Annotated in this window: 31 protein-coding genes; 25 read left to right on the top strand and 6 right to left on the bottom strand. The window is 67.3% G+C overall.

What is annotated here, in order from left to right; all coding sequences use genetic code 11:
- The first annotated feature begins 2 nt into the window (after positions 1-2).
- The 23 genes from rplP to truA all read left to right on the top strand — a co-directional run bounded on the left by rplP (position 3) and on the right by truA (position 13,471).
- Positions 3-422: a 50S ribosomal protein L16 gene (gene rplP / locus ACWDGI_RS01340; protein ID WP_030788270.1), complete on the top strand. Its 420-nt coding sequence runs from the start codon at positions 3-5 to the stop codon at positions 420-422.
- Positions 422-646, top strand: a complete 225-nt coding sequence (gene rpmC, locus ACWDGI_RS01345; protein ID WP_010036720.1) for a 50S ribosomal protein L29 — start codon at positions 422-424, stop codon at positions 644-646. Before rplP ends, rpmC begins: the two co-directional genes overlap by 1 nt.
- On the top strand, positions 646-936 hold the full coding sequence (gene rpsQ / locus ACWDGI_RS01350; protein WP_450754180.1) for a 30S ribosomal protein S17: 291 nt from the start codon (positions 646-648) through the stop codon (positions 934-936). The genes rpmC and rpsQ overlap by 1 nt, the downstream gene beginning before the upstream one ends.
- A 130-nt stretch (positions 937-1,066) precedes the next feature.
- A complete protein-coding gene (gene rplN / locus ACWDGI_RS01355) occupies positions 1,067-1,435 on the top strand; it encodes a 50S ribosomal protein L14 (RefSeq protein ID WP_003992364.1) in 369 nt (122 codons plus the stop codon).
- A gap of 2 nt (positions 1,436-1,437) precedes the next feature.
- Positions 1,438-1,761 (top strand): 50S ribosomal protein L24, encoded by a 324-nt coding sequence (rplX, locus tag ACWDGI_RS01360; protein WP_030967306.1) that lies wholly within the window; start codon positions 1,438-1,440, stop codon positions 1,759-1,761.
- Positions 1,761-2,318, top strand: a complete 558-nt coding sequence (gene rplE, locus ACWDGI_RS01365; RefSeq protein WP_093499638.1) for a 50S ribosomal protein L5 — start codon at positions 1,761-1,763, stop codon at positions 2,316-2,318. The genes rplX and rplE overlap by 1 nt, the downstream gene beginning before the upstream one ends.
- Before the next feature lie 5 nt (positions 2,319-2,323).
- Positions 2,324-2,509 carry a type Z 30S ribosomal protein S14 gene (locus ACWDGI_RS01370; protein WP_003948630.1) on the top strand — a complete coding sequence of 62 codons (186 nt, stop codon included), beginning with the start codon at positions 2,324-2,326 and terminating at the stop codon, positions 2,507-2,509.
- Positions 2,510-2,722: 213 nt separating this feature from the next.
- Positions 2,723-3,121: a 30S ribosomal protein S8 gene (gene rpsH / locus ACWDGI_RS01375; RefSeq protein ID WP_089099428.1), complete on the top strand. Its 399-nt coding sequence runs from the start codon at positions 2,723-2,725 to the stop codon at positions 3,119-3,121.
- Between the two features lie 24 nt (positions 3,122-3,145).
- On the top strand, positions 3,146-3,685 hold the full coding sequence (rplF, locus tag ACWDGI_RS01380) for a 50S ribosomal protein L6 (RefSeq protein ID WP_360487416.1): 540 nt from the start codon (positions 3,146-3,148) through the stop codon (positions 3,683-3,685).
- A gap of 3 nt (positions 3,686-3,688) precedes the next feature.
- The gene (gene rplR / locus ACWDGI_RS01385; RefSeq protein WP_089099426.1) at positions 3,689-4,072 is read left to right on the top strand and encodes a 50S ribosomal protein L18; all 384 of its coding nucleotides are present in this window, start codon (positions 3,689-3,691) and stop codon (positions 4,070-4,072) included.
- Between the two features lie 36 nt (positions 4,073-4,108).
- Positions 4,109-4,714, top strand: a complete 606-nt coding sequence (gene rpsE / locus ACWDGI_RS01390) for a 30S ribosomal protein S5 (protein WP_016645168.1) — start codon at positions 4,109-4,111, stop codon at positions 4,712-4,714.
- Positions 4,715-4,716: 2 nt separating this feature from the next.
- On the top strand, positions 4,717-4,899 hold the full coding sequence (rpmD, locus tag ACWDGI_RS01395) for a 50S ribosomal protein L30 (protein WP_006140898.1): 183 nt from the start codon (positions 4,717-4,719) through the stop codon (positions 4,897-4,899).
- Between the two features lie 2 nt (positions 4,900-4,901).
- Complete coding sequence (gene rplO, locus ACWDGI_RS01400; RefSeq protein WP_007443991.1) at positions 4,902-5,357, top strand: 50S ribosomal protein L15; 456 nt, start codon at positions 4,902-4,904, stop codon at positions 5,355-5,357.
- A gap of 645 nt (positions 5,358-6,002) precedes the next feature.
- Complete coding sequence (gene secY, locus ACWDGI_RS01405) at positions 6,003-7,316, top strand: preprotein translocase subunit SecY (protein ID WP_450754184.1); 1,314 nt, start codon at positions 6,003-6,005, stop codon at positions 7,314-7,316.
- Entirely contained in the window at positions 7,316-7,981 is a 666-nt protein-coding gene (locus ACWDGI_RS01410; protein WP_450754186.1) for an adenylate kinase, read from the top strand. Before secY ends, ACWDGI_RS01410 begins: the two co-directional genes overlap by 1 nt.
- A 105-nt stretch (positions 7,982-8,086) precedes the next feature.
- Entirely contained in the window at positions 8,087-8,923 is an 837-nt protein-coding gene (gene map, locus ACWDGI_RS01415) for a type I methionyl aminopeptidase (RefSeq protein WP_450754188.1), read from the top strand.
- 223 nt (positions 8,924-9,146) lie between these two features.
- Entirely contained in the window at positions 9,147-9,368 is a 222-nt protein-coding gene (gene infA / locus ACWDGI_RS01420) for a translation initiation factor IF-1 (RefSeq protein ID WP_003948620.1), read from the top strand.
- A 61-nt stretch (positions 9,369-9,429) separates the two neighbouring features.
- Positions 9,430-9,543, top strand: coding sequence for a 50S ribosomal protein L36 (gene rpmJ, locus ACWDGI_RS01425; protein WP_003998809.1), 114 nt, complete (start codon positions 9,430-9,432; stop codon positions 9,541-9,543).
- Between the two features lie 224 nt (positions 9,544-9,767).
- Positions 9,768-10,148 (top strand): 30S ribosomal protein S13, encoded by a 381-nt coding sequence (gene rpsM / locus ACWDGI_RS01430; RefSeq protein ID WP_020941684.1) that lies wholly within the window; start codon positions 9,768-9,770, stop codon positions 10,146-10,148.
- 70 nt (positions 10,149-10,218) lie between these two features.
- Positions 10,219-10,623 carry a 30S ribosomal protein S11 gene (gene rpsK, locus ACWDGI_RS01435; protein WP_003956432.1) on the top strand — a complete coding sequence of 135 codons (405 nt, stop codon included), beginning with the start codon at positions 10,219-10,221 and terminating at the stop codon, positions 10,621-10,623.
- Positions 10,624-10,747: 124 nt separating this feature from the next.
- On the top strand, positions 10,748-11,770 hold the full coding sequence (locus ACWDGI_RS01440; protein WP_003966937.1) for a DNA-directed RNA polymerase subunit alpha: 1,023 nt from the start codon (positions 10,748-10,750) through the stop codon (positions 11,768-11,770).
- Positions 11,771-11,949: 179 nt separating this feature from the next.
- On the top strand, positions 11,950-12,459 hold the full coding sequence (rplQ, locus tag ACWDGI_RS01445; protein WP_450754190.1) for a 50S ribosomal protein L17: 510 nt from the start codon (positions 11,950-11,952) through the stop codon (positions 12,457-12,459).
- A 127-nt stretch (positions 12,460-12,586) separates the two neighbouring features.
- A complete protein-coding gene (gene truA / locus ACWDGI_RS01450) occupies positions 12,587-13,471 on the top strand; it encodes a tRNA pseudouridine(38-40) synthase TruA (RefSeq protein WP_450754192.1) in 885 nt (294 codons plus the stop codon).
- Here the strand turns inward: truA and ACWDGI_RS01455 are convergent.
- From ACWDGI_RS01455 to ACWDGI_RS01480, 6 genes are all read right to left on the bottom strand, one after another.
- On the bottom strand, positions 13,434-15,464 hold the full coding sequence (locus tag ACWDGI_RS01455; protein WP_450754194.1) for an acyltransferase family protein: 2,031 nt from the start codon (positions 15,462-15,464) through the stop codon (positions 13,434-13,436). The genes truA and ACWDGI_RS01455 overlap by 38 nt on opposite strands.
- 35 nt (positions 15,465-15,499) lie before the next feature.
- The gene (locus ACWDGI_RS01460) at positions 15,500-16,597 is read right to left on the bottom strand and encodes a sugar phosphate nucleotidyltransferase (RefSeq protein ID WP_450754196.1); all 1,098 of its coding nucleotides are present in this window, start codon (positions 16,595-16,597) and stop codon (positions 15,500-15,502) included.
- Between the two features lie 15 nt (positions 16,598-16,612).
- On the bottom strand, positions 16,613-17,854 hold the full coding sequence (locus tag ACWDGI_RS01465; protein WP_450754198.1) for a glycoside hydrolase family 113: 1,242 nt from the start codon (positions 17,852-17,854) through the stop codon (positions 16,613-16,615).
- Positions 17,855-17,875: 21 nt separating this feature from the next.
- Positions 17,876-19,327: a glycosyltransferase family 2 protein gene (locus ACWDGI_RS01470; protein WP_450754200.1), complete on the bottom strand. Its 1,452-nt coding sequence runs from the start codon at positions 19,325-19,327 to the stop codon at positions 17,876-17,878.
- Positions 19,328-19,585: 258 nt separating this feature from the next.
- Positions 19,586-20,971 (bottom strand): glycoside hydrolase family 26 protein, encoded by a 1,386-nt coding sequence (locus tag ACWDGI_RS01475; RefSeq protein WP_450754202.1) that lies wholly within the window; start codon positions 20,969-20,971, stop codon positions 19,586-19,588.
- Positions 20,972-21,125: 154 nt separating this feature from the next.
- Positions 21,126-22,004 (bottom strand): hypothetical protein, encoded by an 879-nt coding sequence (locus tag ACWDGI_RS01480; protein WP_450754204.1) that lies wholly within the window; start codon positions 22,002-22,004, stop codon positions 21,126-21,128.
- A gap of 370 nt (positions 22,005-22,374) precedes the next feature.
- Here ACWDGI_RS01480 and rplM point away from each other — a divergent pair, with 370 nt between their 5' ends.
- Both rplM and rpsI read left to right on the top strand, forming a co-directional pair.
- Positions 22,375-22,818 (top strand): 50S ribosomal protein L13, encoded by a 444-nt coding sequence (rplM, locus tag ACWDGI_RS01485; protein WP_046730621.1) that lies wholly within the window; start codon positions 22,375-22,377, stop codon positions 22,816-22,818.
- Positions 22,819-22,860: 42 nt separating this feature from the next.
- Complete coding sequence (gene rpsI / locus ACWDGI_RS01490; protein WP_450754206.1) at positions 22,861-23,382, top strand: 30S ribosomal protein S9; 522 nt, start codon at positions 22,861-22,863, stop codon at positions 23,380-23,382.
- The last annotated feature ends 215 nt before the right edge of the window (positions 23,383-23,597 follow it).

Raw genomic sequence — 23,597 nt, forward strand, 5'->3', positions numbered from 1 at the left:
ACATGCTGATCCCCCGTAGGGTCAAGCACCGCAAGCAGCACCACCCGAAGCGTCGTGGTGAGGCCAAGGGCGGTACCACGGTCGCGTTCGGCGAGTACGGCATCCAGGCCCTCACGCCGGCGTACGTGACCAACCGCCAGATCGAGGCGGCTCGTATCGCGATGACCCGCCACATCAAGCGTGGCGGCAAGGTCTGGATCAACATCTACCCGGACCGCCCGCTCACGAAGAAGCCTGCCGAGACCCGCATGGGTTCCGGTAAGGGTTCTCCGGAGTGGTGGATCGCGAACGTGCACCCGGGCCGGGTCATGTTCGAGCTGTCCTACCCCAACGAGAAGATCGCCCGTGAGGCCCTGACTCGCGCAGCCCACAAGCTGCCGATGAAGTGCCGGATCGTCAAGCGCGAGGCAGGTGAAGCGTGATGTCGGCCGGTACCAAGGCGTCCGAGCTGCGCGAGCTGGGCAACGAGGAGCTGCTGAACAAGCTCCGCGAGGCCAAGGAAGAGCTGTTCAACCTCCGCTTCCAGGCGGCGACGGGTCAGCTCGAGAACCACGGTCGGCTCAAGGCCGTCCGTAAGGACATCGCGCGGATCTACACCCTGATGCGTGAGCGCGAGCTGGGCATCGAGACGGTGGAGAGCGCCTGATGAGCGAGAGCAACGTGACTGAGCAGAACACCGAGGCGCGCGGCAGCTTCCGCAAGACCCGTGAGGGTCTCGTCGTCAGCGACAAGATGGACAAGACCGTCGTCGTCGCCGTCGAGGACCGCGTCAAGCACGCGCTGTACGGCAAGGTCATCCGCCGTACCAACAAGCTCAAGGCGCACGACGAGCAGAACGCCGCGGGCGTCGGCGACCGTGTCCTCCTCATGGAGACCCGGCCGCTGTCCGCGACGAAGCGCTGGCGCGTCGTCGAGATCCTCGAGAAGGCCAAGTAGGTAATTCCCGCAAGGGAATTCCAACATGTACGTTCCTGCGGGGCACCCCTCGCAGGACAGTTCCGCCAGGCTCCGGGGGCCGTTCCTCTGAACGGCCCCCGGGGAACCGGCAGACACACAGGAGATAGACGTGATCCAGCAGGAGTCGCGACTGCGCGTCGCCGACAACACGGGGGCGAAGGAAATCCTTTGCATCCGTGTGCTCGGTGGCTCCGGTCGCCGCTACGCGGGCATCGGTGACGTCATCGTCGCCACCGTCAAGGACGCGATCCCCGGCGGCAACGTGAAGAAGGGTGACGTCATCAAGGCGGTCATCGTTCGCACCGTCAAGGAGCGCCGCCGTCCGGACGGCTCGTACATCCGCTTCGACGAGAACGCCGCCGTCATTCTGAAGAACGACGGCGACCCTCGTGGCACCCGTATCTTCGGCCCGGTCGGCCGTGAGCTGCGCGAGAAGAAGTTCATGAAGATCATCTCGCTGGCTCCGGAGGTGCTGTAAGCATGAAGATCAAGAAGGGCGACCTGGTCCAGGTCATCACCGGTAAGGACAAGGGCAAGCAGGGCAAGGTCATCGCGGCCTACCCCCGCGAGGACCGCGTCCTGGTCGAGGGTGTCAACCGGGTCAAGAAGCACACCAAGGCCGGTCCGACCGCTCGCGGTTCGCAGGCCGGCGGCATCGTCACGACCGAGGCGCCCGTCCACGTCTCCAACGTCCAGCTGGTCGTTGAGAAGGACGGCAACAAGGTTGTCACGCGTGTCGGTTACCGCTTCGACGACGAAGGCAACAAGATCCGCGTTGCCAAGCGGACGGGTGAGGACATCTGATGGCTACCACCACTGCTCCGCGTCTGAAGCTGAAGTACCGCGAGGAGATCGCGGGCAAGCTGCGTGACGAGTTCAAGTACGAGAACGTCATGCAGATCCCCGGCCTCGTCAAGATCGTGGTCAACATGGGTGTCGGCGACGCCGCCCGTGACTCGAAGCTGATCGAGGGCGCGATCCGCGACCTGACCACCATCACCGGTCAGAAGCCGGCCGTCACCAAGGCCCGCAAGTCCATCGCGCAGTTCAAGCTGCGTGAGGGTCAGCCGATCGGTGCCCACGTCACGCTCCGTGGCGACCGCATGTGGGAGTTCCTGGACCGCACCCTGTCGCTCGCGCTGCCGCGCATCCGCGACTTCCGTGGTCTGTCCCCCAAGCAGTTCGACGGCCGTGGCAACTACACCTTCGGTCTCACGGAGCAGGTCATGTTCCACGAGATCGACCAGGACAAGATCGACCGCACCCGGGGTATGGACATCACCGTGGTGACCACGGCGACCAACGACGCTGAGGGCCGCGCGCTCCTTCGTCACCTCGGCTTCCCCTTCAAGGAGGCGTGAGCGAGATGGCGAAGAAGGCTCTGATTGCCAAGGCTGCTCGCAAGCCGAAGTTCGGTGTGCGTGGCTACACCCGCTGCCAGCGCTGTGGCCGCCCGCACTCCGTGTACCGCAAGTTCGGCCTGTGCCGCGTGTGCCTTCGTGAGATGGCTCACCGTGGCGAGCTGCCGGGCGTGACCAAGAGCTCCTGGTAATCCCCCTTTTAGGGATTCCGGAGGCTCTCGGTAAGCAATGGGCGTGTCAGGCGCCCACCCCTTCATGGCTTAGGCTTGGAGGGTTGGGCGCCTGACAGTCGCCCGTACGACTTACTACGCCGTAGGTCCACCGCGCCGCACCCGCCCCGTCTCGGATCGGGGAGAGGGATGGCGCACCAGGAAACCCCGGCGAGAGAGGCCACAGGCCAATTCATGACCATGACTGATCCGATCGCAGACATGCTGACGCGTCTGCGGAACGCGAACTCGGCGTACCACGACTCCGTGACGATGCCGGCGTCCAAGATCAAGTCTCACATCGCGGAGATCCTCCAGCAGGAGGGCTTCATCACGGGCTGGAAGGTCGAGGACGCCGAGGTCGGCAAGAACCTCGTCCTGGACCTGAAGTTCGGTCCCAACCGTGAGCGCTCCATCGCGGGCATCAAGCGGATCTCCAAGCCCGGTCTCCGGGTGTACGCGAAGTCCACCTCCCTGCCCAAGGTGCTGGGCGGCCTCGGCGTGGCGATCATCTCCACGTCGCACGGGCTCCTCACCGACAAGCAGGCCGGCAAGAAGGGCGTAGGCGGGGAAGTCCTCGCCTACGTCTGGTAGCAGAAGGGAACGGAGGAAACAGCTATGTCGCGTATCGGCAAGCTCCCCATCGCGGTTCCCGCCGGCGTGGACGTCACCATCGACGGTCGCACGGTGAAGGTCAAGGGCCCCAAGGGCGAGCTGACCCACACCATCGTGGCTCCGATCGACATCGCCAAGGGCGAGGACGGCACTCTCGCGGTGACCCGCCCCAACGACGAGCGTCAGAGCAAGGCCTTGCACGGCCTGTCCCGCACGCTGGTGGCGAACATGATCACCGGCGTGACCCAGGGTTACGTGAAGAAGCTCGAAATCAGTGGTGTCGGTTACCGCGTGACCGCCAAGGGTGCGAACCTCGAGTTCGCGCTCGGTTACAGCCACCCGATCCTGGTCGAGGCCCCCGAGGGCATCTCCTTCAAGGTGGAGAACCCGACCCGCTTCCAGGTCGAGGGCATCGACAAGCAGAAGGTCGGCGAGGTTGCGGCCAACATCCGCAAGCTGCGCAAGCCCGACCCGTACAAGGCCAAGGGCGTCAAGTACGAGGGCGAAGTCATCCGCCGCAAGGTCGGAAAGGCGGGTAAGTAAGCCATGGCATACGGACAGAAGATCCTCAAGGGCGACGCCTACAAGCGCGCCGCGATCAAGCGCCGCCACATCCGGATCCGTAAGAACATTTCCGGTACGGCGGAGCGTCCCCGTCTGGTAGTTACCCGCTCGAACCGCCACATCGTGGCCCAGGTGATCGACGACATCAAGGGTCACACCCTGGCGTCGGCGTCCACGCTGGACACCTCGGTCCGCGGTGGCGAGGGTGACAAGTCCGCGCAGGCCAAGCAGGTCGGCGCCCTGGTCGCCGAGCGTGCCAAGGCCGCCGGTGTCGAGGCCGTGGTGTTCGACCGTGGTGGCAACCAGTACGCCGGGCGCATCGCCGCCCTGGCGGACGCCGCCCGCGAAGCCGGGCTCAAGTTCTGAGCCGCTTGTAGCTAGCGGAAAGAGAGAGGTAATCCAATGGCTGGACCCCAGCGCCGCGGTGGCGGTGCCGGTGGCGGCGAGCGGCGGGACCGGAAGGGCCGTGACGGCGGCGCTGCTGCCGCCGAGAAGACCGCGTACGTTGAGCGCGTTGTCGCGATCAACCGCGTCGCCAAGGTTGTGAAGGGTGGTCGTCGCTTCAGCTTCACCGCGCTGGTCGTGGTGGGCGACGGTGACGGCACCGTGGGTGTCGGTTACGGCAAGGCCAAGGAGGTGCCGGCCGCCATCGCCAAGGGTGTGGAGGAGGCCAAGAAGCACTTCTTCAAGGTCCCCCGTATCCAGGGCACCATCCCGCACCCGATCCAGGGTGAGAAGGCCGCGGGCGTCGTCCTGCTCAAGCCGGCTTCCCCCGGTACCGGTGTTATCGCCGGTGGCCCGGTGCGTGCCGTGCTCGAGTGCGCCGGCGTTCACGACATCCTGTCGAAGTCCCTGGGCTCCGACAACGCGATCAACATCGTGCACGCGACCGTGGCGGCCCTCAAGGGCCTGCAGCGTCCCGAGGAGATCGCGGCCCGCCGTGGTCTGCCCCTCGAGGACGTCGCCCCCGCGGCTCTTCTCCGTGCACGTGCCGGGGCGGGTGCGTAATCATGGCGCAGCTCAAGATTACGCAGGTCAAGTCCTACATCGGCAGCAAGCAGAACCACCGTGACACCCTGCGTTCCCTTGGTCTCAAGGGCATCAACACGCAGGTCGTCAAGGAGGACCGCCCCGAGTTCCGCGGCATGGTGCACACCGTCCGCCACCTCGTGTCGGTCGAGGAGGTCGACTGATCATGGCGGAGAACAACCCGCTCAAGATCCACAACCTCCGTCCCGCCCCGGGCGCCAAGACCGCCAAGACCCGTGTGGGTCGTGGTGAGGCGTCGAAGGGTAAGACGGCTGGTCGTGGTACCAAGGGTACGAAGGCCCGTTACCAGGTTCCGGAGCGCTTCGAGGGTGGCCAGATGCCCCTCCACATGCGTCTTCCGAAGCTGAAGGGCTTCAAGAACCCGTTCAAGACCGAGTTCCAGGTCGTGAACCTCGACAAGCTGGCCGCGCTGTACCCGGAGGGTGGCGAGGTCACCGTCGAGGGGCTCGTCGCCAAGGGTGCCGTTCGCAAGAACAGCCTCGTCAAGGTGCTCGGCCAGGGTGAGGTCTCCGTGGCGCTCCAGGTGACGGTCGACGCCGTCTCCGGGTCCGCCAAGGAGAAGATCACCGCCGCCGGCGGCACCGTCACCGAGCTCGTCTGAGCCCGGTAGACACCTGACCCAGGTCAGCGAAAACGGCCGGGGACGGCCCTCGCAAGAGGGCGTCCCCGGCCGTTCTCATTTCTTCACCGCGCCAGGGGCGTCTTTCACGGTCCCGTGGCCATTCCGCGCGTTCCGCCGCCCCTGTTTCCCGCCACACGGGTGACGGTCACGACCTGTCCGCCGAAATCCGAGCCGGAAGGGTGGCGGTGGCCGAGAGCGCGCAGGCGCGGTGGAGACGCCGTGCACGGGCGGCTGGGCCGTGGGGCGCCCGGGACGTCGTCCGGCCCGGGATCCGGCTCGGGGATGGCGGCAGAGGCCGCGTGACCCCCTGCCTCACCAGCAGTGCGGCCCCCTGCCGCACGACAGGAGGCGACGCGGACCGACGTGGACGTCGGGCGGCCGGCCGTGGCGGACTCGGCGGCCGAACTCGCGGTGCGGGGGCCGAAAGCGGCCCGACGGCGCACGTGTTCGAGACATTGCTCCGGAAGAGCCATGCGGAACGGTGTCCCGCAGGGACCTCTCTATGGGTAGGCTGGGCCGCTGGTATCCAGCGCCGTCTTGGCATGCCGTAATCTCGTTCCACAGGCCATCAAACCCTTAGTCATCCACCTCACGCGCGCACACGCGGGGGTCGCAGGAGGCACCGTGCTCACCGCGTTCGCCCGGGCGTTCAGGACGCCCGACCTGCGCAAGAAACTGCTCTTCACGCTGGCCATCATCGTGGTCTACCGGGTCGGCACCCATATCCCGATCCCCGGCGTCAACTACAAAGCCGTTCAGACGTGTGTGAACGAGGCCTCCGGCAACCAGGGCCTGTTCGGTCTCGTCAACATGTTCAGCGGTGGTGCGCTGCTCCAGATCACGATCTTCGCGCTCGGCATCATGCCGTACATCACCGCCAGCATCATTCTGCAGCTGCTGACCGTGGTCATCCCGCGCCTGGAAGCCCTGAAGAAGGAGGGCCAGGCGGGCACGACGAAGATCACCCAGTACACCCGTTACCTGACGGTGGCACTGGCCATCCTGCAGGGCACCGGCCTGGTCGCCACCGCCCGCAGCGGCGCGCTCTTCAACGGCTGCACGGTCGCCTCCAGCATCGTGCCGGACCAGGCGATCTTCACCACCATCACGATGGTGATCTGCATGACCGCCGGTACGGCCGTCGTCATGTGGCTCGGTGAGCTGATCACCGACCGCGGCATCGGCAACGGTATGTCGATCCTGATGTTCATCTCGATCGCCGCGACCTTCCCGTCCGCGCTGTGGGCCATCAAGAAGCAGGGCACCCTGGCCGGCGGCTGGATCGAGTTCGGCAGCGTCATCGCGGTCGGCCTGGTCATGGTCGCCCTGGTGGTCTTCGTCGAGCAGGCCCAGCGCCGGATCCCGGTCCAGTACGCGAAGCGCATGATCGGCCGCCGGTCCTACGGCGGTACGTCGACGTACATCCCGCTCAAGGTGAACCAGGCCGGTGTGATCCCGGTCATCTTCGCCTCGTCGCTGCTCTACATTCCGGCACTCGTGGCGCAGTTCGCCGGCGGCAACTCGGGCTGGAAGCAGTGGATCAGCACGAACCTCACCAAGGGCGACCACCCGGTTTACATCGTTTCGTACTTCTTGCTCATCGTTTTCTTCGCGTTCTTCTACGTCGCTATCTCCTTCAACCCCGAAGAAGTAGCCGACAACATGAAGAAGTATGGTGGCTTCATCCCGGGCATCCGGGCTGGCCGACCGACCGCTGAGTACCTCTCGTACGTGCTCAACCGGATCACCTGGCCGGGTTCGCTGTATCTGGGGCTGATCGCTCTCGTACCGACGATGGCGTTGGTTGGCTTTGGGGCAAGCAACAACTTCCCGTTCGGTGGTACCAGCATCCTCATCATCGTGGGTGTGGGACTGGAGACGGTGAAGCAGATCGAGAGCCAGCTTCAGCAGCGCAATTACGAAGGGTTCCTCCGCTGATGCGAATCGTCCTCGTCGGGCCGCCTGGTGCCGGTAAGGGAACGCAAGCCGTTCGCCTCGCCGAGAAGCTGAAGATCCCGCACATCTCCACGGGCGACCTCTTCCGGGCCAACATCAGCCAGCAGACGGATCTCGGGAAACTCGCGAAGTCCTACATGGACGCCGGCAACCTCGTCCCGGACGAGGTCACCATCGCCATGGCCAAGGACCGCATGGAGCAGCCGGACGCGACCGGCGGTTTCCTGCTGGACGGGTTCCCGCGCAACGTCTCGCAGGCCGAGGCTCTCGACGAGCTGCTGAAGAGCGAGGGCATCAAGCTCGACGCCGTACTCGACCTGGAGGTCTCCGAGGACGAGGTCGTCAAGCGGATCGCGGGCCGCCGCATCTGCCGCAACGACTCCGCCCACGTCTTCCACGTCACGTACACCCCGCCGAAGGTCGAGGGTGTCTGCGACATCTGCGGCGGCGAGCTCTACCAGCGCGACGACGACTCCGAGGACACCGTCCGTACGCGGCTGGAGGTCTACCACACGCAGACCGAGCCCATCATCGACTACTACAAGTCGCAGGGCCTGGTCCGCACGATCTCCTCGCTGGGCCCGGTGGACGAGATCACCCGGCGGGCGCTGGAAGCGCTCGGGTGGGACGAGGACGACAAGAAGTAGTTCTGCGGCGGTTTCGGCCGCGGTGCCCCCTCGGGTGCCGCGGCCGTACTGTTGTACAGGTATCCGGATGACGTTGACGCGAGTGACGGAGAGCGCAGGCCCCCCATGGTGCAGATCAAGACCCCCGAGCAGATCGCCAAGATGCGGGCGGCGGGCCTGGTCGTAGCGGCGATCCACGCGGCCACCCGCGAAGTGGCGGTCCCCGGTGCCAGCACCAAGGACCTGGACGAGGTGGCCCGCAAGGTCCTCGCCGAGCACGGCGCCAGGTCGAACTTCCTCGGGTACGGCGGCTTCCCGGCCACCATCTGCACGTCCGTCAACGACGTGGTCGTCCACGGCATCCCCGCCGACGACGTCGTCCTCAAGGACGGCGACATCATCTCCATCGACTGCGGTGCGATCGTCGACGGCTGGCACGGTGACGCGGCCTACACGGCCTTCGTGGGCTCCGGTCACGCTCCGGAGCTGATCGAACTCTCCCGGGTGACGGAGGAGTCGATGTGGGCCGGCATCGCGGCGATGAAGCAGGGCAGCCGGCTGGTCGACGTCTCCCGGGCGATCGAGACGTACATCCGCCGGCAGCCGAAGCCCGGCGGCGGTCGGTACGGGATCATCGAGGACTACGGCGGCCACGGCATCGGCACCGAGATGCACATGGACCCGCACCTGCTGAACTACGTCGACCGGCGGCGGGGGAAGGGGCCGAAGCTGGTCCCCGGGTTCTGCCTGGCCATCGAGCCGATGGTGTCGCTGGGGACGCCGCGGACCGAGGTGCTGGAGGACGACTGGACGGTCATCACGACCGACGGGACCTGGTCCTCGCACTGGGAGCACTCGGTCGCGCTGACCGAGGAGGGTCCGTTGGTGCTGACGTCTCCCGACGGGGGCCGGGCGAAGCTGGCCGAGCACGGGATCTCGGCTGCGCCGGATCCCCTGGGCTGAGCACTTTTTCGACAGCGCGGGCCGTGGGGGTCGCTCGCGCAGTTCCCCGCGCCCCTTCCGGGTGCGCTTAACGATCTGTCCTCTGGGGCAGGATCTCTCGATTCGTCTTTCCGGGTGCGCTGACGTAGACTGACTCGTCGGCTCTCGTGCACCCGCATGTCCGCATGCGCCCGAGAGGGAAAGTGCGGGAGTCGATCAAGGTAGTCGATTCGAAGGGCGAAGCGTGGCCAAGAAGCAAGGTGCCATCGAGATCGAGGGCACTGTCGTCGAGTCTCTTCCGAACGCGATGTTCAAGGTCGAGCTCCAGAACGGCCACCAGGTCCTGGCACACATCAGCGGCAAGATGCGTATGCACTACATCCGCATTCTCCCTGACGACCGGGTCGTGGTGGAGTTGTCTCCGTACGACCTGACGCGTGGCCGGATCGTCTACCGATACAAGTAGATCTTGCCCAGGTCCCGTGTGAGCGGGGCTGCCGGCAACTGACCCGGAGAACCTCAATCCCATGAAGGTCAAGCCGAGCGTCAAGAAGATCTGCGACAAGTGCAGGGTGATCCGCCGTCACGGTCGGGTCATGGTCATTTGCGAGAACCCGCGCCACAAGCAGCGCCAGGGCTGACGCACGACCGATCCCTCTGCACCCATCGCAGAGATTCGCGCGACGCAAGCTGAATTTGTTCATACGCAGGGCCCGAGCCAAACACGGCTCGACACCCCCGGTTCGGAGGCCGGGGACCCAGGTCGTACCTACTCTTTGGCTGCATCTTTTGAGCAGCGTGAAGAGGCCGGCGGCCGGGATCCGGTCCTGCGGAAGACCTCCGAAGATCACCAGGAGCCATTGAAGTGGCACGCGTTTCCGGTGTTGACATCCCGCGCGAAAAGCGTGTGGAAGTCGCCCTCACCTACGTGTTCGGCATCGGCCGTACGCTCTCCCAGCTGACGCTGGCCGAGACCGGCATCGACCCGAACACCCGCGTCCGTGACCTGACTGAAGAGCAGCTGGTCGCGATTCGTGAGTACGTCGACAACAACATCAAGACCGAGGGTGACCTCCGTCGCGAGATCCAGGCCGACATCCGCCGCAAGGTCGAGATCGGCTGCTACCAGGGTCTGCGTCACCGCCGCGGCCTGCCCGTCCGCGGTCAGCGCACCAGCACCAACGCCCGCACCCGCAAGGGCCCGCGTCGCGCCATCGCCGGCAAGAAGAAGCCGGGCAAGAAGTAGTCCTCAGCGGACAACGCTTCATCAGCGGTCTTCGCTGTAGGACCGACCACCTCCCCGTAGGAGTTACTAGATGCCCCCCAAGGGTCGTCAGGGCGCTGCCAAGAAGGTGCGCCGCAAGGAAAAGAAGAACGTCGCTCACGGCCACGCGCACATCAAGAGCACGTTCAACAACACGATCGTCTCCATCACGGACCCGTCCGGCAACGTGATCTCCTGGGCCTCCGCCGGCCACGTCGGCTTCAAGGGCTCCCGGAAGTCCACGCCGTTCGCCGCGCAGATGGCCGCCGAGTCGGCTGCCCGCCGCGCCCAGGAGCACGGCATGCGCAAGGTCGACGTGTTCGTGAAGGGCCCGGGTTCCGGTCGTGAGACCGCGATCCGTTCCCTGCAGGCCACGGGCCTCGAGGTCGGCTCCATCCAGGACGTCACCCCGACCCCGCACAACGGCTGCCGTCCGCCGAAGCGCCGCCGCGTCTGACGCGACGCCTTCGGGCCTGAGGTTTCCGGGCGGTACGGCTCCGTAAAAGGGCCGTATCGCCCGTACCCTTGCAGTACCAGCAGGGCGTCAAATAGCGGGCGCCCGCAACTGAAGGATCCACAACATGCTGATCGCTCAGCGTCCCTCGTTGACCGAAGAGGTCGTCGACGAGTTCCGCTCCCGGTTCGTGATCGAGCCGCTGGAGCCGGGCTTCGGCTACACCCTCGGCAACTCCCTGCGTCGCACCCTCCTGTCGTCGATCCCCGGCGCTGCTGTCACCAGCATCCGCATCGACGGTGTCCTGCACGAGTTCACCACCGTGCCGGGCGTCAAGGAGGACGTCACCGACCTGATCCTCAACATCAAGCAGCTGGTCGTCTCCTCGGAGCACGACGAGCCGGTCGTGATGTACCTGCGCAAGCAGGGCCCGGGTCTGGTCACCGCCGCCGACATCGCGCCCCCGGCCGGTGTCGAGGTGCACAACCCCGACCTGGTCCTCGCCACGCTCAACGGCAAGGGCAAGCTGGAGATGGAGCTGACGGTCGAGCGTGGCCGCGGTTACGTCTCGGCCGTGCAGAACAAGCAGGTGGGCCAGGAGATCGGCCGTATCCCGGTCGACTCCATCTACTCGCCGGTGCTCAAGGTCACGTACAAGGTCGAGGCGACCCGTGTCGAGCAGCGCACCGACTTCGACAAGCTGATCGTCGACGTCGAGACGAAGCAGGCCATGCGGCCGCGTGACGCCATGGCGTCGGCCGGAAAGACCCTGGTCGAGCTGTTCGGTCTCGCCCGCGAGCTGAACATCGACGCCGAGGGCATCGACATGGGCCCGTCCCCGACGGACGCCGCCCTGGCCGCCGACCTGGCGCTGCCGATCGAGGAGCTGGAGCTCACGGTCCGCTCCTACAACTGCCTCAAGCGTGAGGGCATCCACTCCGTGGGTGAGCTCGTGGCGCGCTCCGAGGCCGACCTCCTGGACATCCGCAACTTCGGTGCGAAGTCCATCGACGAGGTCAAGGCGAAGCTGGCCGGCATGGGCCTGGCCCTCAAGGACAGCCCGCCCGGATTCGACCCGACCGCCGCCGCCGACGCCTTCGGTGCCGACGACGACGCGGACGCGGGCTTCGTGGAGACCGAGCAGTACTGAGCGCTCCGCGGGGAGGCCGTACTGCTTCTGCGGGCCGGTTGTGGCTGGTCGCGCAGTTCCCCGCGCCCCTTCCGAGCGGGCCCCTTCGGGGCCTGCTCGGATCTTCGACGGGCGACCGCCCGCTCGGATACTGACTCCGGTACCTGATACGGCCGGGGCAGACACACAGGAGAAGAACCATGCCGAAGCCCACCAAGGGTGCCCGTCTGGGCGGCAGCGCCGCGCACGAGAAGCTGCTCCTCGCGAACCTCGCGAAGTCGCTGTTCGAGCACGGCCGTATCACCACCACCGAGGCGAAGGCCCGCCGTCTGCGGCCGTACGCCGAGCGTCTGGTCACCAAGGCGAAGAAGGGCGACCTTCACAACCGCCGTCAGGTGCTCCAGGTCATCACGGACAAGAGCATCGTGCACACGCTCTTCACCGAGATCGGCCCGCGGTACGAGAACCGTCCCGGTGGCTACACCCGTATCACCAAGATCGGTAACCGTCGTGGCGACAACGCGCCCATGGCTGTCATCGAGCTGGTCGAGGCGCTGACGGTCGCGCAGCAGGCGACGGGTGAGGCCGAGGCCGCCACCAAGCGTTCCGCCAAGGACGCCGAGGTCAAGGCTGCGGAGACCAAGGTCGAGGAGACCGAGGTCGTCGAGGACGCCAAGGCTGACGAGGCCGAGGAGTCGAAGGAGGCGTAAGGCCGTCCTTTGACTGCCGGTCCGTTGTGGCTGGTCGCGCAGTTCCCCGCGCCCCTGTGGGGCGCGCTGGTGGGCCCGTTCCCTTCGAGGGGCGGGCCCACTTTTTTGTGCCTGAGAGGATTCTCCTGTGAGTGACGAAGTTCAGCCCGGCCATGTCCGCGTCCGTCTCGACCTGTCCTACGACGGCACCCAGTTCCACGGCTGGGCGAAGCAGGCCGGGGGGAAACGGACCGTGCAGGGGGAGATCGAGGAGGCGCTGCGGATCGTCACTCGGTCACAGGAGACGACGTACGACCTGACCGTGGCCGGGCGGACGGACGCCGGGGTGCACGCGCGGGGGCAGGTGGCGCATGTGGATCTGCCGGCCGGGGTGTGGGAGGAGCAGCGCGAGAAGCTGCTGAAGCGGCTCGCGGGGCGGCTGCCGAAGGATGTGCGGGTGTGGGCGCTGGGTGAGGCGCCGACGGGGTTCAACGCGCGGTTCGCGGCGCTGTGGCGACGGTACGTGTACCGGGTCGGGGACCGGCCGGGGGGTGTGGATCCGCTGCTGCGTGGTCATGTGCTCTGGCACGACTGGGAATTGGATGTCGACGTGATGGACGCGGCTGCCAAGTCACTGGTCGGGGAGCACGACTTCGCCGCGTACGCGAAGAAGCGAGAGGGAGCCTCGACGGTCCGGGAGATCCTCGACTTCGGGGTGCGCCGTACCGCGGACGGTGTCGTCGAGATCGAGGTCCGGGCCGATGCCTTCTGTCACAACCAGGTGCGGTCCATGGTGGGCGCGTTGCTGTTCGTCGGCGACGGACACCGAGATGTGGAGTGGCCGCGGAAGGTACTGGACGCGCGGGTGCGGGACAGCGCCGTGCATGTCGTACGACCGCACGGACTGACGCTGGAGGAGGTCGCGTACCCGGCGGACGACCGGCTTGCCGAGCGGCAGCGGGAGGCCCGTCGGGTACGCGGCGAGGTACACGCGGTCAGCCGGCCATCACCTTCTTCACCGTCGGCTGGATGAAGGGCACCAGGGTCTTCGCGTAACCCGCCGTGATGTGGCTGGAGTCGAAGTAGACGATCTGGCCGGAGATCACCGTCGGGCAGACGTTGTCCGCGCAGAACGCGGGCAGGGTGTCGATGATCACCGCGCCGTGGCGCGCGGCCACCTTCTCCTCCATGGTCCGGAAGCCGGGGAACTCGATGGCCGCGTCCTGGCCCGGATTGCAGGCGGAGATGTCGCGGGTGTGGGTGGCGAGGCAGTCCGGGACGTTCTTGCCGGGCTGCGGGGTGTCCGTCATGTAGATGAGGTGGGCGCCGGAGCCCTCCAGGGCCTGGAAGGTCTTTTCGGCACCGGCTTCGGTGGCCTCCTGGCGGACCCGGCTGGTGACGACAATGACATCCGGCTTGAGGTCCTTGAGCTGCTCGAACGCCGACTCACGCCAGCTGTCGCACTCGGAGTACTCGCGGTTCAGCTCGGGGTTCTTGATGGCGTACACCTCGGGGGAGCAGCCGCCCTTCGCCATGGTCACGACCTTGGCGTCCAGTTTCTTTCCGATCTCGTTGAACGCGTCGCCCCACTGCCAGGCGTGGGAGTCGCCGATCACGACGATCGACTTCTTCCCGGCCGGGTCCCCGATGACACAGTTGTCACGCATGACGAACTTCTCGACGTCGGTGTTGTCGATGCAGCCGTAGTGCGTCCGGTCCTCGGGGGACTTCGGCAGGGCTGCCTGGGCGGCCGCGGTGAGTTTCTTCTGGAGCACGGAACTCTTCACCGACGCCGCGCCGCTGTAACCGATGGTGCTGGAGTCGACGGCCACAGCCGAGCCAGAGATGTTCAGCGGGAGGACGGTCATGGCGATGGCCGCGGCCCCTGCCGTGCCCGCGACCGCCGTGCCGCCGGCGAAGATCCCCTTCCAGGGGCGGGCCACCAGCTGGGCGTTGTTCCGGAACCGGAACTCGATCACGTGGTACATGGCGTAGGCCAGGATCAGCGAGAGCGAGGCGACGCGGAAGCGGTCCGAGTAGGTGAGGTCGTGGCCGGTGATGTCCGGCCAGAGGATGAGGATCGGCCAGTGCCAGAGGTACCAGCCGTAGCTGACGTTCGCCACGGAGTTGAGCACCGGGTTGTGCAGGAACCACTCCGCGCCGAAGCGGGGAGCCGCGCATCCACCGGCGATGATCATGGCGGCGCCCAGTACCGGGCCGGCCACCGCGTACCCCGGCAGGGGTGTCTCCGCCGAGATGAGGAGCGCGGTGCCGATCGCGGTGGCGAGTCCCAGCCAGGAGATCACCGCGGCGACACCCCGATTCATCCGGGAGAGGAGCGGCGCACCGAGGGCGAGCATGATGCCGGAGGTGAGTTCCCAGATGCGGGTCTGGGTGCCGAAGTAGGCAAGTGGCTGGTTCGACTTGGTCTGCGTCACGGACAGGTACAGCGACCCGGCCATCACCGCCATGAGGAACACGCCCACCAGGACGCGGTTGCGGAACACCTTCCGGCTGAGCCAGACGGTGACGAACAGGGTGACCGGGGCCGCCAGATAGAACTGTTCCTCGATGCCCAGCGACCAAAAGTGCTGGTACGGGGACTGAGTCCCGTCGTTGGCGAAGTAGTCGGTGCCCGTCTCGACCAGCCGCCAGTTCATGACGCTCAGCGAGGCGGCGAGGCCGTCCTCCATGGTCTGGCGGAACCTGAGCGGGCTGGCGTAGAGCCATGCCAGGGCCGCGGTGGCGAGGATGACGACGGACATGCCCGGGGCGAGGCGCCGGAAACGGCGGGCCCAGAACTTGGTCAGGGAGACCTTGCCCGACTTGTCGATCTCGGCGAGCAACTGGCCGCCGATGAGGAACCCGCTGAGGACGAAGCTGACGTCCACGCCGCCATGGATGTCGACTATGCCGCAGTGCATCGCGACGACCATCATGATGGCGACAGCGCGCAGGCCTTGGATGTCCGGCCGGTACTTGCGAAGTCGTTCTTCGCCCGTGGCCGTTGAACGATGGGTGGTCACGTCTCTCCAGTAACTGTCCGGTCGGGCCGGGGAATTCAGTGGGCCGTCGGGCAGGCGGCAGCCGTACCGCTGACGCGCACCCCCTGGGCGGGAATGCGGATGCCGCAGGACAGCCGCAACTGGGCGGGCAGCTCGTTCTCGGCGCCGACGTGGGAGTGGCAGCCCACCACGGCCTCGCGAAGAATCGATTCGCTGCCGATGGAGGCGTCGTGGTCCACCACGGACTCATGGATCCGGGCGCCCTCGGCCACGGTGACGCGCTCGCCGACGATGGAGCGGTCGACGACCACGTGCGGGCCGATGACGGCGTACGGGCCGACGGTCGAGCCGCCGATGACGCGGGCGGTCGGGTCGACGGTGGCCGTGGGGTGGACCAGCGCCTCGGCGGGCGCGCCCACCAGCGGCGAGGTCGCCCGGCCGGTGACCAGGTCGGCGGAGCCGTGCACGAAGGCCAGCGGGGTGCCGAGGTCACGCCAGTAGTCGGCGGTGGTGTGGCCGAAGACGCGGCCGCCCCGGGCGACGAGGTCCGGGAAGGTCTCCTGCTCGACCGAGACCTCGCGGTCGGCGGGGATGGCGTCGAGGACCGATCGGCGGAAGACGTAGCAACCGGCGTTGATCTGGTCGGTGACGCACTCCGCGGCCGTCTTCGGCTTCTCCAGGAAGGAGAGCACCCGGCCGCTCCCGTCGGTGGGGACGAGACCGAAGGCGCGCGGGTCGGCGACCCGGGTCAGGTGCAGGGTGACGTCCGCTTCCCGGGCCTCGTGCCGGTCCAGGATCGCGCGCAGGTCGACACCGGAGAGGATGTCGCCGTTGAGGACGAGCACCGGGGCGTCGGACGGACCGCGCAGCAGGCGGCCGGCGTTGCGGATGGCGCCGCCGGTGCCGAGCGGTACCCCCTCCACGGCGTAGGAGATCTCCAGGTCCCGGGAGAAACCCCGGAACTCGTCCTCGAAGAGGTCGGCGAGATACGAGGTGGCGAACACCAGGTGCTCGACCCCGGCCTCCATCAGCTTGGCCACCTGGTGGCGGATGAAGGAGGAGCCCGCGACGCCGAGAAGCGGCTTCGGGGTGTGGTTGGTCAGTGGGCGCAGGCGGGTTCCCTTGCCGCCCACCAGAATGATGGCTTCTTGCATGATTGCCTCGCTCGGTCAGCTAGCGGTGTCAGTCCCGGGGCCCGCGTAGTCGGAGGTGAAACAGGACTTGATCGCCTTCTCGGAGAGGGGGCGACCGGCGAAGTCGAGCCGGGAGGCAACCTTGTCGTCGGGCTTGTCGTTGGGGTTGTCGTCGAAGTAGATCGACCACCAGTAGACGCCGCTCATCTTCCGTTCCTGGACCACCCGGCAGACGGCGGTGTACCAGTTGGCCTGCACCCGGAGGTTGACGGCGCGCTTGGTGTAAAAGTTGCCGGGGGAGTGGTAGGCGCCGTTCATGGCGCCGATGCCGGCCTCGGCGACGGTGATCTTCGGCAGGCTGCCGGTGGCCTTCTTGTCCAGCCAGTGGTCCCAGCCGTCGACGAGGGTGTCCACCGGGGCGTCGTCGTCGACCTTGACGGGGAAGTACGCGTCGATGCCGAGGTGGCTGACGGGCATGGAGATCGGGCCGCTGACGTAGTTGTCCCAGTTCGCGTCGTACGCGACCTCGCCGGTGAACTCCTTCTCGGCCCTGTCCACGAGAGCGTTCCAGCGCTCGTCGCCCTCCATGGAGTTCAGCTCGGTGCCGATGACGAAGGTCGCCGCCTTCTCGCCCTGGGCCGCCTTCAGGTAGGGCGTCAGGAACTTCTCGTACGAGGCGAACCAGGCGTCACGGCTGGAGGGGGCGATGTTCCCGCGCCAGTTGCCGTCCGCGATGTCGAGCGAGGTCTCGTCCATGAGCGGCCGTACGGTCGTGCGCAGCCCGGCCTCGTGGAAGATCGCCAGTACCCGGGCGAGCCGCTCGGGGGCGGGGGTCTTGGTGCCGCCGACGATCTTCGTCGAGGACTTGGTCCCGGTGAAGAACGGGAAGGAGACGCTGACGGCGTTGGCGTGCAGGCCGACCAGGTAGTTCGCCTGGACCCGGGCCTGCTTCTCCACGTATTGGAGGGAGTGCTCGGGGTTGTCCTCCCAGTAGAGCTGGACGCCCCACTGCGGCATGCCCTTCTTCCACTCCTTGTCGACCTTGGCGATCTCCGTGTTGCCCGGAGCGGCCGCGGTGCCGGGGGCGGTGCCGGGGTCGGTGCCGGACCCGGTGCCGGCCGGGTGGGTGGGCTCGCTGCCGTCGAGCACCAGGTGGGGCATGAGGGAACCGGACGACCACTGCAGGGGGTGGTCGCCGATCACGAAGGGTGCCGCGACCACGAGGGAGATGACGGTGACGGGGAGCACGGCGAGCATGGGCAGGCGTGCGCGCTTCATGGGTGTGAGGTCTCTTCCGGGTCAGGCGGGCTTGGCGATGACGACGAACTTGTTCTCCTCACGGCGGAGGAACTTCCAGAGGCCCTTGATGCCCCCGATTCCTTCGATGAGGGAGAAGTAGGGCAGCAGCAGGAGGACCGCCACGGGCTCCCACCACCTGCGCCGGCCGCTGACCGAGGCGATCGCGTTGAGCCGCAGCCCTTCCCAGTACGCCCAGATCACATACGCGAAGCTGATCGACCACAGAATGACCACGGACTGGGTCACGGGCGAGGTGTTCATGTCGCCGATGAACCAGGCCACGAAGATGATCGTGCCGACGTGCTGAAGAGGTCCGAGGATCCAGCTCGTCACGCAGATGGTCAGGAACCAGCGGTAGCGCAGCGGGACCTTGCGGTTGAAGCAGAGGGCGACCAGGCCCCAGGCCCAGCGCTCACGCTGCTTGATGAAGTCCTTGGCGTTGGCCGGTGAGGCGCCGTAGCAGCGGCCGTTGAACCAGTCGCTGCGCCCCGGGTAGAGACGGCAGAAGGTCAGGGCGAGCCGGGCGTCCTCGACGATCTCCTTGGGGCCGAAGTCCCAGCCGATCTCGGCCTCGATGGAGGCCCGGATGACGAGCAGCTCACCGTGCACACCGGCGGCCGGGGTGCCGAGGCCGGTGAAGGCCCGGAAGCGCGCGATGTCGTCGGCGGGGCGGATGGCGTCGGCGAACCAGGTGAGCAGGCTCACCGCGTTCTCGCGCGGGTAGGTCAGGATGCCCTGCGCCATGTGCTTGACCTCTTCGGGGGTCGCACGGCGCTGGCGGTTGATGAACTGGGCGAGGGACGCCGAGGTGTCGGGGCCGACACCGGTGTCGTCGTCCATGTGCAGCACCCAGACGTGGTCGAGGGCCTCGCGCTCCTCGATGCGCAGCTCGTGGGCGTAGTTGTTGGCACGGGCCTTGAAACGGGTGCCGTTCTCGGTCTCGTACTCCTTGGGGACGGTGACCACGCGGATCAGCGGGCTGACCGCGGCCAGCTCGTCGATCCGCCGGCCGGCCTCGCAGCCCTCCTCGGTGAGCACGTCCACGCGCATGTACGGGAACCACTCCGGGAGGTGCTCCACGTAGGAGAGGACGGAGCGCTCCAGGGCCGGGTAGGTGTCGTGCCGTCCGATGGTGGGGACGAGGACGATCAGGAAGTCCTGGTCCACCGGGGCCGGCGGGGTCATCAGATGCGACTTGCGGAGCCGGCGGCGGATGAGGAAGAACCCCTGGACTGACACGAGTACACCGGGAACCGGAAGCGCCCAGCAGATGGTGATGAGCCACGCCAGCGGCGAGTCGCTGGGTGTGTACGACCACAGGCTGAACAGGGTCAGGAAGACCAGCGGGATCAGGAACGGCAGGATGCCCGGTTTCCAGGCAGCGGTGCGCTTCGCCAGTTTCGTGGCGTGCCGCGACTGCGGCGCACCACCGTCGACCGTTGTCGATGCCATGACGGCTGTGGAACTCCCCGTGAGATCGGTGGCGCGCGGAGGCATCGACGGACCTGGGCCGCGGCATGGCGGAGCACGCCACGACCGCTGTGCTGTTCCGGGAATCGATCCCCCCGCGCCTTCTTAAGGCGCCTCGGTCAGCCGCCTCTCAGATGCCCCCCCGGGCGCCCGAACCACTGACCGAACAGAACAGCGATCCTTGCATGTATGTGCGGTACATGGGAATGCGTGTGTGGAATTTGTGTTCAGAAGTTAACCTCAGTGACTCTTGTGCAGCGTTTCCCAGTCCACATCCGAAACTCGGACGGGTTGTCCACCGGTGATCACTCTCGGTGAGCCGTAGGTCCGCTTCACGTCGGCCGTGGTGTTCTTCCCGCGGGGCGCGCCGAGATTGTCGTACGACAGCGCCTGGCCCCACACCGTCCACATCACCCACGGCGTCCGGGTGAGGGTCTCGGGCTGCGCCGCGTTCAGCGGGACGTAGAAGGACTCGGCGACGACGCGCGGCCTGCGGTACTCCTCCAGGCCCCGGTACCAGACCTCGGTCCAGGCCCCGCCGGCCGGAGTGGCCGGGGTGTCGCTGTAGGCGTCCACGCCGACGACGTCGACATGGCGGCCGCCCGGGTAGTAGGCCCCGGGGTGCCGGCCGTAGGTGCCGTCCCAGGAACCCGGCGACCAGACGAAGATCAGGTTGTGCAGGCCGCGCCGGTGCACCAGGTGGTCGTGGGCCATCCGCCACAGCGTCCGGAAGGCGGCGGGATCCTGCCCCGCCCACCAGAAGCCGTGGCCCGGCCGGGTGTTCATCTCGTGGAACGGGCGCAGCAGCACCGGCACCCCCTGGTCGGCGAGATAGCCGAGGTGGTCCGCGAGAAAGTCGAGATCGTGCAGCAGGGCCCGGTGCTCGTCGCTGCCCGCCGTGACCACCCGGCCGAACCAGCCGCTGTCCCGCGCGCCGGGGGAGTTGCGCAGCAGGGTCTGCGCGAACCCCTTGACCGCGCTGCCCGGATACGGCTGGTGGAAGGAGAAGCCGACCAGGCCCGCGGGGCCGCCGCCGTTGTGCGGCAGGGAGACCTCGGTGCCGGAGGCGCACTCCTGGTGCGTGCCGGAGGGCCGGTAGGAGCCGTCGGCGGCCCGGGGCAGGCCCGACCACACGCCGACCGCGAGGTCCACGGCGTCCTCGGTGTACCCCCAGAAGCGCCGGCAGGCCGGCCAGGCCCGGGAGTAGGAGCGTGCCGTGCCCACCGCCCAGCCCGGCTGTCCGTAACCGGGCCCGAGGTCCAGCTCCACGAAACCGGGCAGCCGTCCGGTGATGTCCCGGGCCTTGCGGTAGTAGTAGCCCGGCTGTTTGGTGCCCCGGTAGTCGCCGTACCCCGCGTTGTAGCGCTCGTTCTGCAGCTCCACGTGCTGACCGATGACGGTACGGGTCGCACGGCCGCGGCGGGCGTCGTTCTCCAGGCCGGCCAGCAGTGCGTAGACCCGGCGGGCCGCGGCCGTCGCCTCGGGGTCGCGGTCCCGCAGGTCGGTGGGGACGAGCCGCGGGGCCCGCGCACCGTCCGCGTCGTCCCGCCAGGCCCGCCACAGCGCCAGCGGCCCCAGCAGCCCGGCGGCGGCGCCCGCCCCGATGAGCCCGACCCGTCCCCGCATGCGCATGACCCTCGCCCGCCCCCGTTCCCTCCCCGACCGAACCGGAGGCCATTGTGCCGCCGGTCAGGGCCCGGGCGGGCGCGACGGTGAGCCGGACGACGGTCGCTCGGACCACCGATCGGGCCCCGGAGCTCTCACGCGCTCCGGGGACACGTCACTGGTTCGCGGCCGCGGAGGCCTGGGCCTCGCCCCGCCTGCGGATCTGCCGGAAGGTGAACTCGGCCAGGTCGTCACCGGTCCGGAAGACCTTGGTGTCCTTGGTGGTGACGTCCTTGCCGTTGAGGAATCCGGCGGTGGTGAAGTAGGTGTACCGGCCGTAGGAGTTGGTCGTCGTACGGCAGACGCCGGAGGCGCAGAAGGCCTTCGCCCCGGAACCGGCCAGCGCGGTGACGAAGCCCTTCTTGTCGGCCTCGGTCTTGGCCTTGGCCGCCTGCGCGTCGGTGTCGAAGACGGCCACGCCGACCGTGACCGCGACGCCGTCCTTGAAGTAGGTGACGCGCAGCAGCCGGGTGCAGTCGTTCTTGGTGAGGACGTTCGGGAGGGTGCCCTTGGCGGCCGTGGCGCACTTCTTGGTGTCGGCCGTGGCGCCCTTCTTGTACACCGTCTCGCCCATGGTCAGCTGGGTGCCCGGGAAGAGGGTCTCGGCGCTGAGCGGCGCCGTGTCCTTCTTCGCGCTGGATATGAAGTCCTCGGGATCCAGCGGCGGCGGCGCACTGGTCGGCGCGAAGGACGGCGCCGGGTCCACCGACTCGCTCGGCAGCGAGGCGCTCGCGGGCAGGTTGCTGGGTGTGCCGGAGGCGTTGTTGTCGCCGTTCGCGGACACCACGGCCATGGCGACGGCGGTGCCGATCGCCAGTGTGGCGACCACGCCACCGCCGATGAACAGCACTCTGCGCCGCTTGTTGCGCGTCTCCGAGGCCTCGGCGAGCGCGGCCCAGTCCGGAGTCTGGTCGGCGCCGCCGCTCCAGGGCTGCTGTGACTGCGGTTTCCAGGGATCCCACTGGGACTGGGGTCCCCCCTGCCCATAGCTCATGGGGCGCATCTTAGACGGGGGTCGAGGGGTACCGGTGCGACAGTACGAAGGGTGATAGTGGACCTTTGGGGGCAGGGCGGGCGTATCCCGGCCGCGCCGGGCTCCCCGGGTTCGTGCCAATGTCGGCGACGGCTCGTCCGGATGTCGGCGGGAGCTCGTTTTGACCCGTCAGGGGGCAGCCTTGTAAGCTTCCTCTTCGTTGTGTATTGGCTCGCTCATTCTCACGGGAGTGGCCTCTACCTAGGTTCCCTGGAGCAGTTACCAGTGGGCGGCATACGGGCAGCGTCCCCGGCATTGTCGTCCCCAGCTGCACGATCGCTTCAGTGATGCCATGTGTCAGCACCCATCCACTGAAGAAGAAGGCTGCGAAGTGCGTACGTACAGCCCCAAGCCCGGCGATGTGACTCGCCAGTGGCACGTCATCGACGCTCAGGACATCGTCCTGGGTCGTCTCGCCACCACCGCCGCTTCCCTTCTGCGGGGCAAGCACAAGCCGATCTACGCCCCTCACGTCGACACCGGTGACTTCGTCATCATCATCAACGCCGACAAGGTGCACCTGTCCGGCAACAAGCGCACCCAGAAGATGGCGTACCGCCACTCCGGCTACCCGGGTGGTCTGCGCTCCGTCCGCTACGACGAGCTGCTGGACAAGAACCCCGAGAAGGCCATCGAGAAGGCCGTCAAGGGCATGCTCCCCAAGAACACGCTGGGCCGTCAGATGCTCTCGAAGCTGAAGGTCTACAAGGGTGACGTGCACCCGCACGCTGCGCAGCAGCCGGTGCCGTTCGAGATCACCCAGGTCGCGCAGTAAGTCCGGCCACCCCCTAAGACTGAAGAGAATCTGAGGAGAATCGTGGCCGAGACCACCGTTGAGCAGCCGGTCGAAGAGACCGAGATCGTCGACATCGACAGCTACACCACCGAGTCGGACGTCCCCGTCGAGGGCGAGTACACCTCCGAGTCGCTCGCCTCCCGCTTCGGCGACCCGCAGCCGGCCGCCGGCCTGGGCCGCCGCAAGAACGCCATCGCCCGCGTCCGGATCGTCCCGGGCACCGGCAAGTGGAAGATCAACGGTCGCACCCTTGAGGACTACTTCCCCAACAAGGTGCACCAGCAGGAAGTCAACGAGCCCTTCAAGGTGCTGGAGCTCGAGGGCCGCTACGACGTCGTCGCCCGCATCTCCGGCGGCGGTGTCTCCGGTCAGGCCGGTGCGCTCCGTCTCGGTGTCGCCCGCGCGCTGAACGAGGCCGACGTCGACAACAACCGCGGCCCGCTCAAGAAGGCCGGCTTCCTCAAGCGCGACGACCGTGCGGTCGAGCGCAAGAAGGCCGGTCTGAAGAAGGCCCGCAAGGCTCCGCAGTACAGCAAGCGTTAATCGCCCGCTGCCTGCACGTACGCACGTACGGGTCTGGCCCGCGCATCCGGGTTCTGGCTCGGCGCGTACTCCGAACGCCCCGGCGGCACGCCACATGTGCCGTCGGGGCGTTCGTTTATCCCGGTCAAGGGCGTATAACGACAAAAGACGCTCAAAGGCTGGTGTGATCGCATGACTAAGCGCCTGCCATCATTTCCTGGCAGCAAGGACGCTTC

The organism is Streptomyces sp. NPDC001220, from assembly GCF_053597895.1.

What these genes read in the sequence shown, in the direction of transcription:
- rplP (WP_030788270.1), top strand. Translation starts at nt 3, where the DNA reads ATGCTGATCCCCCGTAGGGTCAAGCACCGCAAGCAGCACCACCCGAAG.
- rpmC (WP_010036720.1), top strand. Translation starts at nt 422, where the DNA reads ATGTCGGCCGGTACCAAGGCGTCCGAGCTGCGCGAGCTGGGCAACGAG.
- rpsQ (WP_450754180.1), top strand. Translation starts at nt 646, where the DNA reads ATGAGCGAGAGCAACGTGACTGAGCAGAACACCGAGGCGCGCGGCAGC.
- rplX (WP_030967306.1), top strand. Translation starts at nt 1,438, where the DNA reads ATGAAGATCAAGAAGGGCGACCTGGTCCAGGTCATCACCGGTAAGGAC.
- rplE (WP_093499638.1), top strand. Translation starts at nt 1,761, where the DNA reads ATGGCTACCACCACTGCTCCGCGTCTGAAGCTGAAGTACCGCGAGGAG.
- ACWDGI_RS01370 (WP_003948630.1), top strand. Translation starts at nt 2,324, where the DNA reads ATGGCGAAGAAGGCTCTGATTGCCAAGGCTGCTCGCAAGCCGAAGTTC.
- rpsH (WP_089099428.1), top strand. Translation starts at nt 2,723, where the DNA reads ATGACCATGACTGATCCGATCGCAGACATGCTGACGCGTCTGCGGAAC.
- rplF (WP_360487416.1), top strand. Translation starts at nt 3,146, where the DNA reads ATGTCGCGTATCGGCAAGCTCCCCATCGCGGTTCCCGCCGGCGTGGAC.
- rplR (WP_089099426.1), top strand. Translation starts at nt 3,689, where the DNA reads ATGGCATACGGACAGAAGATCCTCAAGGGCGACGCCTACAAGCGCGCC.
- rpsE (WP_016645168.1), top strand. Translation starts at nt 4,109, where the DNA reads ATGGCTGGACCCCAGCGCCGCGGTGGCGGTGCCGGTGGCGGCGAGCGG.
- rpmD (WP_006140898.1), top strand. Translation starts at nt 4,717, where the DNA reads ATGGCGCAGCTCAAGATTACGCAGGTCAAGTCCTACATCGGCAGCAAG.
- rplO (WP_007443991.1), top strand. Translation starts at nt 4,902, where the DNA reads ATGGCGGAGAACAACCCGCTCAAGATCCACAACCTCCGTCCCGCCCCG.
- ACWDGI_RS01410 (WP_450754186.1), top strand. Translation starts at nt 7,316, where the DNA reads ATGCGAATCGTCCTCGTCGGGCCGCCTGGTGCCGGTAAGGGAACGCAA.
- map (WP_450754188.1), top strand. Translation starts at nt 8,087, where the DNA reads ATGGTGCAGATCAAGACCCCCGAGCAGATCGCCAAGATGCGGGCGGCG.
- rpmJ (WP_003998809.1), top strand. Translation starts at nt 9,430, where the DNA reads ATGAAGGTCAAGCCGAGCGTCAAGAAGATCTGCGACAAGTGCAGGGTG.
- rpsK (WP_003956432.1), top strand. Translation starts at nt 10,219, where the DNA reads ATGCCCCCCAAGGGTCGTCAGGGCGCTGCCAAGAAGGTGCGCCGCAAG.
- ACWDGI_RS01440 (WP_003966937.1), top strand. Translation starts at nt 10,748, where the DNA reads ATGCTGATCGCTCAGCGTCCCTCGTTGACCGAAGAGGTCGTCGACGAG.
- rplQ (WP_450754190.1), top strand. Translation starts at nt 11,950, where the DNA reads ATGCCGAAGCCCACCAAGGGTGCCCGTCTGGGCGGCAGCGCCGCGCAC.
- ACWDGI_RS01460 (WP_450754196.1), bottom strand. Translation starts at nt 16,597, where the DNA reads ATGCAAGAAGCCATCATTCTGGTGGGCGGCAAGGGAACCCGCCTGCGC.
- ACWDGI_RS01465 (WP_450754198.1), bottom strand. Translation starts at nt 17,854, where the DNA reads ATGAAGCGCGCACGCCTGCCCATGCTCGCCGTGCTCCCCGTCACCGTC.
- ACWDGI_RS01470 (WP_450754200.1), bottom strand. Translation starts at nt 19,327, where the DNA reads ATGGCATCGACAACGGTCGACGGTGGTGCGCCGCAGTCGCGGCACGCC.
- ACWDGI_RS01475 (WP_450754202.1), bottom strand. Translation starts at nt 20,971, where the DNA reads ATGCGGGGACGGGTCGGGCTCATCGGGGCGGGCGCCGCCGCCGGGCTG.
- ACWDGI_RS01480 (WP_450754204.1), bottom strand. Translation starts at nt 22,004, where the DNA reads ATGAGCTATGGGCAGGGGGGACCCCAGTCCCAGTGGGATCCCTGGAAA.